At 68.0% G+C, this 10,321-nt stretch carries 10 protein-coding genes and 1 pseudogene; 4 read left to right on the top strand and 7 right to left on the bottom strand.

Translation table 11 applies throughout. The features are described from left to right. Positions 1 to 80: 80 nt before the first annotated feature. Positions 81 to 904 (bottom strand): annotated as a pseudogene (locus tag ACWEK3_RS41365) (IS701 family transposase); the annotation flags it as partial. Here ACWEK3_RS41365 and ACWEK3_RS41360 point away from each other — a divergent pair. Beyond that, the gene (locus ACWEK3_RS41360) at positions 878 to 1,009 is read left to right on the top strand and encodes a hypothetical protein (RefSeq protein WP_450547424.1); all 132 of its coding nucleotides are present in this window, start codon (positions 878 to 880) and stop codon (positions 1,007 to 1,009) included. The pseudogene ACWEK3_RS41365 and the gene ACWEK3_RS41360 overlap by 27 nt on opposite strands. Before the next feature lie 372 nt (positions 1,010 to 1,381). Here ACWEK3_RS41360 and ACWEK3_RS41355 read toward each other — a convergent pair whose 3' ends face one another. Next, a complete protein-coding gene (locus tag ACWEK3_RS41355; RefSeq protein WP_453252161.1) occupies positions 1,382 to 2,575 on the bottom strand; it encodes a M14 family zinc carboxypeptidase in 1,194 nt (397 codons plus the stop codon). A 280-nt stretch (positions 2,576 to 2,855) separates the two neighbouring features. Between ACWEK3_RS41355 and ACWEK3_RS41350 the strand changes: the two genes are divergently transcribed. Continuing rightward, on the top strand, positions 2,856 to 3,911 hold the full coding sequence (locus ACWEK3_RS41350; RefSeq protein ID WP_450547416.1) for a M14 family zinc carboxypeptidase: 1,056 nt from the start codon (positions 2,856 to 2,858) through the stop codon (positions 3,909 to 3,911). A gap of 312 nt (positions 3,912 to 4,223) precedes the next feature. Here ACWEK3_RS41350 and ACWEK3_RS41345 read toward each other — a convergent pair whose 3' ends face one another. The 4 genes from ACWEK3_RS41345 to ACWEK3_RS41330 all read right to left on the bottom strand — a co-directional run bounded on the left by ACWEK3_RS41345 (position 4,224) and on the right by ACWEK3_RS41330 (position 7,742). After that, the gene (locus ACWEK3_RS41345; protein ID WP_450547417.1) at positions 4,224 to 4,739 is read right to left on the bottom strand and encodes a cupin domain-containing protein; all 516 of its coding nucleotides are present in this window, start codon (positions 4,737 to 4,739) and stop codon (positions 4,224 to 4,226) included. A gap of 489 nt (positions 4,740 to 5,228) precedes the next feature. Next, positions 5,229 to 5,783 carry an isochorismatase family protein gene (locus ACWEK3_RS41340; protein ID WP_450547418.1) on the bottom strand — a complete coding sequence of 185 codons (555 nt, stop codon included), beginning with the start codon at positions 5,781 to 5,783 and terminating at the stop codon, positions 5,229 to 5,231. Between the two features lie 35 nt (positions 5,784 to 5,818). Continuing rightward, complete coding sequence (locus tag ACWEK3_RS41335) at positions 5,819 to 7,222, bottom strand: MFS transporter (protein ID WP_450547419.1); 1,404 nt, start codon at positions 7,220 to 7,222, stop codon at positions 5,819 to 5,821. A gap of 79 nt (positions 7,223 to 7,301) precedes the next feature. Next, the gene (locus ACWEK3_RS41330) at positions 7,302 to 7,742 is read right to left on the bottom strand and encodes a MarR family winged helix-turn-helix transcriptional regulator (RefSeq protein WP_450547420.1); all 441 of its coding nucleotides are present in this window, start codon (positions 7,740 to 7,742) and stop codon (positions 7,302 to 7,304) included. Between the two features lie 646 nt (positions 7,743 to 8,388). Here ACWEK3_RS41330 and ACWEK3_RS41325 point away from each other — a divergent pair. After that, a complete protein-coding gene (locus ACWEK3_RS41325) occupies positions 8,389 to 9,648 on the top strand; it encodes a M14 family zinc carboxypeptidase (protein WP_453252160.1) in 1,260 nt (419 codons plus the stop codon). A gap of 171 nt (positions 9,649 to 9,819) precedes the next feature. Here the strand turns inward: ACWEK3_RS41325 and ACWEK3_RS41320 are convergent, their stop codons facing one another. Then, positions 9,820 to 10,101, bottom strand: coding sequence for a hypothetical protein (locus ACWEK3_RS41320; protein ID WP_453252159.1), 282 nt, complete (start codon positions 10,099 to 10,101; stop codon positions 9,820 to 9,822). Between the two features lie 16 nt (positions 10,102 to 10,117). On the opposite strand from ACWEK3_RS41320, the gene ACWEK3_RS41315 reads away from it, so the two are divergent. Next, on the top strand, positions 10,118 to 10,321 hold a 204-nt coding region (locus tag ACWEK3_RS41315; RefSeq protein WP_453252158.1), incomplete at its 3' end, for a hypothetical protein.

The following is a 10,321-nucleotide window of genomic DNA, read 5'->3' as shown; positions in this document are numbered from 1 at the left end:
ACCCGCCACCCCGCCGACCGTCCAGCGCAGGGAGTTGAGCGCGGTCGCCGCCGTGACGAGGTCGTGGGCGCGCCCCACCGCTCGATGCGCCAGCGGACCTTGGCCAGACGGACCAGGTCGGCGATTGGGGTGTCGGCCGGCAGGTTGGACAGCCAGTAATCGGTGGGGGCCTCGGCGTCTTCGGGCCACTCGATCAGCAGCCGGCAGTCGGGCAGGACCCCGTCCCACCAGCCCTGTCCGGCCGAGGCAGCGGCCCGGATCGGTCGCTCGACGGCCTTGCCCGCGGGGCGGACCCGCACGGCGGCGAAGCGGGAACGTAACTCTCCTCGTGAGCCCCGCCGCCAGGCGAGGGAGGTGAATGCTTCCTGCCCGAGGCCGGCGGCCAGGGCTGCCACCGAGGGTGCGGGGTGGCGGTAGCGGGGCTGGGGCCAGCAGCCGACGGGGCCGTCGCGGTCTGGGGTCACAGGCTTCGCATCGAACGAGTGGGCGGTCACGTCCGCGCGGACGGCCAGCACATAGTCGATTCCGCGGCCTGCCAGGCGGCCCGTAGGTGGGCATTGGTGCCGTAGGCGGCGTCGGCCACGACAACAGGCGGCGTCATGCCCCAGCCGGCCAGCGTGTCGAGCATGTCCAAAGCCAGCCGCCACTTCTCGCGGTGGCTGACCGCGGGCGGGATGCGGGTGAGGTCCCGGCGTTCGGTGTCCGCAGCCCACGCCTTCGGCAGGAACAGCCGCCACTGCAGTGGGCAGGAGGCGGAATCGCTCGCGGCGTGGACACTGACCGCGACCTGGCAATTGGCCCGCTTGCCCAAGGCCCCGCAGTACTGCGGGGCAACGGCGACCGACATCCGGCCGTCCTTCGGTACCGACACATCGTCGTGGGTGGGAAGCCGCCGATCAGCCAGACCTCCGGCAGCGACTACCGCGTCGCCTTCGACCAGCCGCCGGAACCGCTCGACACCCTCCCTCAGGAGCTGACGTTCGAGGACGCGGTGGCACCAACGTCCTGAGACACCACAATGAGAGGGCCTGCAGGTGCCCACGGAGCACCTGCCGGACGGCTCGGGCCTCCGCTTCGCCTCCGGTATGGCCGGCACCACCGACGTCCCGGGCGATTGGGTTGGCGGCAACGCCACCGACCTCACCGCCCAGGTCGGCGCCTGCGCCGCCGCCGCTCTCGCCGACGGCCACCTCAACGCCCACCCTGGCCGCCGCCGATACCGACGCGGCGCTCGCCGCGGCGCAGGGCGGGTCCGCGGCCCGGCAGGCGTGAAGCGGCGCCTCCCGGCAGGGCGGCGGTTCCCCTGGCTCCGGACCGAAGTGTCGGTGCGGAGCCACGGGAGAGCCGGACTGCCGGGAAGTGCCGCGGGCCGTCCGCTCCGTCAGACGCGGGGGCCGTCGGAAGGCAGCGTGACGCGCTTCGGGATGGCGTCGTAGACGCCCGTGTCGAGGGAGTTCACCGAGCCGTCCGCGACGGCGTCGACCAGGCCGCCGAGCCCAGTCTCGACCATCTTGGTGAGCATGCCGTTGCGCTTCATGCCGTCGTACTGGGTCTGCGAGGACGTCTCGAAGAGAACCGCCGCAGAGCCGCGCAGCTGGTACGAACCGAGCGCGGTGCCCGGCAGGTTGGTGGACTGGGGGTAGAGGGTCAGCTTGCCGTAGGAGGACTTGCCCCGCTTCTGGAGCGCCTGGTAGACGGCGACGTTGGCCCGCTTGGAGGCGTCCATGTCGAACTTGGGCCAGCTGCCGAACTCGGCCGGGTTGTCGATGAACTTGGCCGAGATGGACAGCGGCGACATGCTCTCCATGTCATCGGTGGCGTAGCAGGACCACTGGTTGTGCAGGTCGACGAAGTAGTCGACGGTGCCGAACTCCTGCTCCAGCGAACGGTAGACATCGCGGGAGGTCTGCGCCTCGGGAGTGATGTACCAGCCAGTGTCGGCGCTGTCGCCCGGGAAGTCCTTGGCGGAGGGAACGTAGTCCAGGTTCGGGTGGAAGTCGCGGTTGATGTCGAAACCGCCGACCCGGGAGTTGTAGTTCCACGCCGGAGACGCACCCGCCAGCTGCGGGAAGTCGGCGACGGCCTCGTCCCAGGTCATGTCGTTCTGCCGCTGGTCGAGCTCGCCTCCGTCGACGTTCAGCCGGGGGATGACCACCACAGTGACGTTCTCCCGCAGCTTCTTGGCCGCCGGGGTGTTGGAGCCCCACTGCTTGAGCAGCTCCAGGGCCGCCTCGGTGCCGTGCATCTCATTGCCGTGGATCTGCGTCTGCACGTACACGACCTTGTCGCCCTCGCCGACACGCGCGGTGTGGATGGCGCGGCCCTGGTTGGAGTACCCGGCCACCTCCACGTCGACGGTGCCGCCGGTGCTGGTCTCCAGCTGCTGGAGAGCGGTGGTCAGTTGCGCGTAGTCGACGAAGCCTTTGTTGCCGGATCCGGAGGCCTCGGTGCCGCAGTGGGACACCGGCGGGATCGCGCCGGCGGTGGGGTTGCCGGTGGCGTTGGCGGCAACGGTGGAGAGACCGGCGATCAGGGCGGTGCTCGCCAGTGTGGCGACCCAACTCCGAGCGGACATTCACTGCTCCTCAGGTGTCGTAAGGCACTTCCGAGGGGGGTGTGCGCCACTCTAGGCGCTCAAGAGACATCTGTGAACGGGGCCTTACTCCTGTCGCATACGCACCTGGCCCGGCGGGCGGCCGTCCTGCCTGTAACGGCCGTGCACTTCGCGACATTTTCCCGCCAAAATGCTCTCATCTGCAGTAACGCCGCTCAGCCACAAAGGCATTGACGGGTTTTCACCAAGATCATAGGCTCGCCCGCCGTCAGACGCTGCTCACGGCACCAGGGAGAAACACATGCGTAGGTCCAGTGCTTTCGCCAGATCCGCCCGTGCTACTACCGCCGCCCTCACCGGCGCAATCCTGCTGACCGGTGCCCTGTTCACCGGCAACGCCGCTGCGGTCGGGGAAGGCCCCGACTACCGGGGCAACGAGACGATCAACACCTCGATCCTGTCCACCTACGACGACGTGGCCCGCTTCCTGAAGGCCCAGGACGCCAAGCAGGACGCCATGAAGCTCGAGGTGATCGGGCAGACCGTCAAGGGCCGCGACATCCACCTGGTCAAGTACGTCAGCAACCCGGACAACCCGACGATCCTGTACCTGGCGCAGCAGCACGGCAACGAGCAGCTGACCACCGAGGCCATGCTGCACACCATCAAGTCCCTCGGCTCGCCGTCCAAGGCCTCGCTACTCAAGAAGGTGAACATCCTCTTCATCCCGATGTTCAACGCCGACGGCGCAATGGGCGACGTGAACTTCCCCCTCGACGGCTACCTCGCCAAAGGCGAACGCCACCTGACCCGCTACAACGCCAACGAGGTCGACCTCAACCGCGACCACGTTGCCAAGGAGCAGCCCGAGACGCAGGCCCTGCACGAGAACGTGCTGCGCGCCTACGACGTGGACTACGCGATCGACCTGCACCACCAGGGCACCCAGTCCCGCGTGAACGGTGATCTGGTGTCCGGTTCGATCCTGTACCCGACGACCCCGGACGTCTCGCCCGAACTGGTCGAGAAGTCCAAGCGGCTCGGCTCCGTGGTGTACCACAACGTCAACCGCACCGGCTGGGGCCACATCGGCCGGTACGACGGGGGCTCGGCCAACACCATCGGCCGTAACGGCATGGCGGCCGAGTACGGCATCGCCACGCTGCTGTTCGAGATGCGCGGGATGAGCGACCACGAGTACGCACCGTATGTACTCGGCCAGAAGTCCAACGGCTACCTGATCCGGCAGTCGGTGGTCACCATGGAGGCCACTATCCAGGCGGTCGCCGACGGCTCGATCGACCAGGCGGACACCTCCTTCTGGGACACTCTCCCCCAGCAGTGCAACACCTGCTGACGACGGCACCACCGCGGTGAACCCCCTGGTCACCGCCCCTCGGAGGGGCGGTGACCCGGGGATTCCGCTGCCCGGCGCAGGATCTCGCGCTCCAGCTGCCATTCCTTCTCCGCCTTGAGTAGCCGGGCATTCTCGGCCCTCAACCGGGCCAGCTCCTACGCCTCGCTCACGCCCGCGGCGCGGCGTCCAGTCATCCTTGCGGACCCCACGTCCGCAAGGACTCGGCAGTGATACCGAGATCCGCGGCCGCCGCCGCGTACGTCTGCTCAGGATCAGCCTCAATCGCGGTAGCGACGCGACTGGGAACACCGCTCAGCCGCGCGACCACTTCTGCTGGGCCCACGGGAGGTTGGCCGGCGCAACCCAGTAGTTGTTGAAGAATCTCACAACCTGCGTGGAGTCCGGCGCATCCAGCCCGGGCGGGGGCAACTCGCGGCGCTCCGCCGGCCGGGAGCACCCCAGAATTGCCTGCTCGAATCCGGCCGGGGTGTAGTAGTTGAGGCAGTGACAGACTTCCGTCCCAGTCACCTTGAATTCGTGCACGACGTTCCGCGGGAGGTGGCCCAGGCTACCCGGCCCGAGGACGACTTTCTGCCCACCGATGATGGCTGTCATCTCGCCGGACAGGACGTAAAACGCCTCGTCCTCGAACGGGTGGATGTGCGGAGGTGGGCCGGACCCGACCGGCATGAACTGTTCGATGACGGAGTACTCGCCGTTGGTGTCCTCACCGCTGGCCAATACCAGCCACAGGATATCAAGCAGCCATCGCGCGGGGGCGTCGTCTCTGCTACGGGCAAAGGGATTGCCAGATACGATCAGATGCATGGCGATGACCTCCAGGAGCTGTGAAATCGCAACTTTGCTCCGGGATAGTGGACTGTTCCGGCCAGCCACTTGTTCGCCGGGCCCGCCTGCTTGCCAGATGGCTCAGACTGGATGCAACAAGCGTCACGCACAAACGGCGCATAACCCGGCCTGGTGAGCAGCTGGTTCGGTCTATGGATTATCTTCAAATCCCACTGAAAGTACGCTACCGCAGCTGCATCAGCGCGTCTAACCTATCGTCGGCAGGGGCGACCATCGGTAGCCGCCACGTGCCCGACGGGATGCGGTGTGCTGTTCGGTGCGCTACCACCAGGCCCGCGACCCCTGCCGCCAGGTCCCGGTTGGACGGCCGAACTCGAACAAGCCGGACCGGAGCGCGCCTGGCGGCCGACGTGCTCGTCACCCACGCCACCGGCCACCGGTACGACTTCGAGGCCCCAACCGTCCAACAGCGTGGAGCACGTGATCCACGCCGCGCCGGTGGAGGGTTCAGGCGCCGATGTGGGCAAGGACCTCGGCGGTGGTCCCCGTCTCTCCGAGGCGGGGGAAGATCAACGTGGCCGAGTTCTCGTGCGTAGCGGCGTCGAGGTCGGTCATGGCGTCGAGGGGCAGCGCCACGTGGAAGCCGTGCTCGTGGGCTTGTCGGGCGGTGGACTCGACACCGATGGCAGTGGAGAGTCCGCAGACGACGACCTGGGTGACGCCGAGTTCCTGAAGGTGTTCTGCCAGGTCGGTGTTGTGGAACGCGCCCCAGGTGTACTTGGTGACGGTCTTGTCGCAGGGCTGCTGGTTAAGTTCCGGGAGGAGGTCCGTCCAGCCGTCGGGGAGGTCCGAGGCCCCGGAGTCGTGCTCGGTGCGGCCCGGGGCACCGCCGGCGACGTTGACGAGTACGACGGGGAGCTTCTTGGCTCGGAAGGCGTCGGCGAGCTTCACCGCGTTGGCCAGGACGGCGTCGAACGGGTGAACCGTCGGCATGTGGAGGGCGGCGGACTGGAGATCGACGACGATGAGAGCCGTGTTGGGATCGATCGTGGTGATGGGCATGCGTATCTCCTTGATCAATTGGTGCTGTTGAGCGGTCAGTGCCGGGCGGGCCGCAGGGTGCGGTCGGCGAGTGTGAGGGCCCCCAGAACGAGACTGACGGCCGTCATGATCCAGGCGATCTGGTGGACGCCGTGATCGGTGACGTTGTGATGGAAGACCAAGCCGGTGACGGCGCTGGCGCCGATGGAGCCGACGTACCCGAAGGTACGCAGCAGCCCGGACGCGGTGCCCAACTGATCGGCGGGGGCATGCTGGGTGAGCGAGGTCTGGTTGCCGGCGGTTGAGAAGCCGACGGCGAGACCGAACACGAGTGTCAGGATGACCACGGTGCCGATCCAGGCTGTGGAGCTGAGCAGCAGGACGCCGACCGATCCGAGCAGACAGGTGGCAGCGGCTGCGATGACCAGCCCCCGGACGAGGCTGCGCCGGGAGAGCGGCGTGATGATGAGACCCGAGACCAGGGTCATGGGCAGTAGGAGCAGTCCGGCGGCGGACTCGCTGAAGCCGCGGCCGCTTTCGATCCACTGGGTGACGCCATACAGGACGACGTATACACACAACTGGGTCAGGCCGAAGCGCAGGTAGGTGTTGGCGAGTCCGGAATTGGCGGCCAGGAGCCGCACGTCGAGGAACGGGGTCCGCGCCCGCAGCTCCCATAGCACCAGCACCGGCCATGCCGCAATGGACAGTGCGAGGACCCACCAGTGCGCGGTCGGCAGACCGAACAGGAAGATCAGCAGCGTCAGCATGGCTCCGACGAAGCCGAGGATGCCGGACACGTCGAGCTTCGACGCGATCTCATGCGCGCTCATCCGTTCGGCCCGCTTTGGGTCGGGTTCGATCCAGGCGACCGCGGCAATGAACGCAATGACGGCGACGGGCACGTTGACGAAGAAGACAGCTCTCCAGCTCAGGGCGTTCACCAGGACGCCGCCGAGGGGAAGGCCGGAGGCGGTGGCGATCCCGGCGATCATGAGTCCGCCAAGGACGCCGCCCGGCGGCTTGGCCATGCCGACATCCCGCGCGCGGCGTTGGATGAGCAGCATTGCAGTCGGGTACGCGCACGAGGTACCCAATCCGATCACGACCCGGCTCAGGATCAGCATCCACAGGCTCTGCGCGAAGCCGCCGAAGACGCCGCCGAGGGCGACCATGACAATGCCGGATATGAAGACGCTCCGGGGCCCGAACACCTCGGCGGCCTTGCCCGCGGTGGGCTGGGTGATTGTGCTCGCCAGGTAAAGGGCGGCCACCAGGGCCGCTGTCTGGCCGATCTGGATGCCCAAGTCGCTGGCGATCGGCAGCAGCGCCGTCGCGATGAGTGAGCTGTTGATCGGATTGAGGGCCGAACCGACGAACAGGGGCGTGGTGAAACGCCAGGAAAACGGGTGGCCACCGTACGCAGGCAAAGTCGCGGAGTGCTCTTCGGTCACTGACATACGCACGTCCTTGTGTGCGGTCGAGACCGTACGTCATCGGCTCCGCACGCTCGGCATGGGGGCTGGTTTGGGTCAAGGGTCAGAGATGCTGGGCCAGGCGTTCCAGCAGCGGAGCCGCAGCCGCCAGAGTGGCGACCTCGTCGTCGGTGAACCACTCGCCGAGCGCGACGGCCATGCGATCGGATATCGCGTCGCGGCTGGAATGGAGGACGTCACTGCCCGCGCCACTCACCGTCAGTAGCGATCGCCGCCGGTCGTTGGGGTCCGGGGACCGCGTTACCAGCCCGTGCTTCTCCAGCGACGCGACGGTGGAGCCCATCGCCTGCGGGGTGATCTGCTGCAGACGGGCGAGGTCGGCGACGGTGCTCGGAGCGCTGCGATCGATCTGCGCCAGCGCGGACAACTCCGGGGTCGTCAACTGCCCGTCGGCCACGGCCTCACGGGTGCGTCGCTTGAGCATCCCCAGCGCCACCCGGATCGCGGTGGCGGTGGACCGGTTCTGAGCATTGCGAGCGTCCATAATTAGAAGGCTAGACTTAGAAGGCCAACATTGCAAGGCCAGCATTCCCAATTCGGCCGGCGACGCTGCCAGACGGCGAGGCCCGGTGCGCGGAGGTGAAGTGGGACGAAGCCCGCGCGGCGGCCTACGCCTCGTCGCTCGCCTTCGCCAGCAGGCCGGGTTCCCGCAGCGGCCATCGCGTAGGTGTCGGGAGCGTCGTCGGGACTCCTGCGCGTGCAGGCGCTGCTCGGTACGCCGGTACTCGCGTGCGGACTCGACCTGTGAGCGAATCCAGGCGGTGTACGCCGCGTCGGGGTCGCTGTCCGACGTCGCCAGGCTCAGGCCCTCGATCTTGGTAATGCTCCGCGCTGCCCAGGCGTGCTTATGACAGGAAGCACTACGGGCACGGATGGGAAACGGGGACCGAGGGAACATGTCGGCTGCCGCGGCATCCACGCCTCCGCCGTTGTCCCCCAGTGGAGTGCGGTGACCTGGGCGGGTGTGCACCTCGTAGTCTCTTCGTCACCGAGACTCACGGCCCTCGGGGCCGTTCGCCGACATGGGCATTCATGTATGCCCCATTGACCTTTCCTTGACCCTCGGGTCAGCATGATCCGGAACGCCCCCCACGCCAGTCCCGCCCGTAACGTCGTGAGGAGCCCGCCCCATGCGCACCTACCGCAGCACGCGGAACACCCGTTCGCGAGCGCTACGCACAGCCGTTGCCACCGTCGCGGCCTCCGCCGCTCTCGGCTCCGTGCTGGTCACCTCACCGGCCGCCGCCACCGCCACGGCCGCCGAAAGCGAGCCGGGCAACTGCAAGATCTCCGACGATCCGTCCTGGTCCGGCTGGACCGACCATAATCAACTCGGTGCCACGCTGAGGCAGATCGAGAAGACCAGCAAGGGCCGGGTGCAGGTCGAGGTCGCCGGGCGCACCACCCAGGGCCGTGAACTGTGGGCCGCGCGAGTGGGCACCGGCCCCCGCGTCCTGATGGTGACCAGCGCCATTCACGGCAACGAGCGCACGGGCACGGAGGCCCTCATCGGCATCCTCAAGGAGCTCGGTTCGGACTCTGGTCCGAAGACCGCCGAACTCCTCAGCAAAGTCACCCTGGTTGCCATGCCGATGGTGAACCCAGACGGCGGCGAGCTCAACCGTCGTATCAACGTACGCTCCTGGGACCAGACCGTCGCGCAGTTCCCCCAGCTGACCGGGGCGCCGCGCGCCTGGTACCACAGCCTCAGCGGTGACGGCATCGACCAGCCCGGCTATGACCTTAACCGGGACTTCAACCCGGATCTGAACTACGTCCCGCAGGCCTCCGACCTCCCCGGCAAGCAGACCGACGCCGGCTTCTTCCTTTCCCCCGAGTCGCGCGCGATCCGTGACACGTATGTGAAGACGCGCAACGAGAAGGGATCTGTCGACGCGTTCATCGATCTGCACCACATGGGTCCCTGCGGGCGCATCACGGGCGGCCCCCAGGACGGCAAGCTGATCACGGTCTCGCTGGACTATCCACCGCTCGGCGTGAACGACGGGGCCAAGTACAAGAAGCAGTGGCCGAAGCTGGACCAGGACAAGTCCCGCCGCTATGCGCTCACGGTGGCCAATGGCATCGCCGACGCATACGGCGAGCAGTCGAGGCTCGCCGCGACCGGCCGCTATCTTCACCCCGACGCGCGCGAATACGCCGGCCAGGGCCGCTCCGCTTTCGCCCTCAACGGAACCGGCACAGTGCTCTTCGAAGTCCGCGGACAGCAGGACGACTTGGGACAGCGGCAGCGAGGCATGTTCGTCCAGTCCGTACGTACCGGAGTGGAGTCCCTGATGACGGGCCTGGCCACGGGCAGCGCCGACCGGGTCAACGGGGACGACTTCTTCAAGCTGCCGGACTACGGGTGGGAGACCACGGCGGACTGACCTCGGCGGAACGGGTCCCGTGCGCAGGCATGGGACCCACGGCAGCGACGCGGCCTACGGCAGGTTCCCAACCTGCCGCGGTTACCACGTCTGTTCGTACCCTGGCTGTTCCATGGCGGCCTGGCTCACGGTAGTGACGTGCACGCCAACGGGGAGCGCGTTTACGCCGCTTCACCAGCGGGGGTCCGCTCGGCACGGGCACGCCGCAGGGGCGGCCGCGTGCGAGGCGTCGGCTTGGCGGCGCTGCTCGGCACGGCTGGCCTCGATCGAGGCCAGCCCTCCGTCCGGGGCCGGCTCCGGGGACACGCGGCGGCTGCGTTTGCGCATCGCGGCGGTCTGCCGCTCCACCGCCTCCGCGATGGCCGGGTCCACTGCGGACTCCAAGGTCTTCACCGGGCCCGAGGGGGCGGCCGCGGCGACCGTGGCGACGTCAGCTGGCTCGGGCGCGGGCATGGAGCCGGGAGCGAGGATGCACAGCGCGCGGACGACCGTGCGGCCGGCCAACTTGTTGGCGGCCGCGATGATGCAGGTCTGCTCCAGCCGGGTCTTCGTCGCCCAGGCCGACGACTCCGGGCATACGGTGACCCTCTGCGTCAAGGGTCAGACGCAGGTCGAGGTGTCCGCCCGGAACCGGTCGGCATACCAGGCCGACCTCGCGGTGAAGACGTCCTAC

The sequence above is a fragment of the Streptomyces sp. NPDC004721 genome (assembly GCF_053601495.1).
This window is presented reverse-complemented; position numbering and strand designations above follow the sequence as displayed.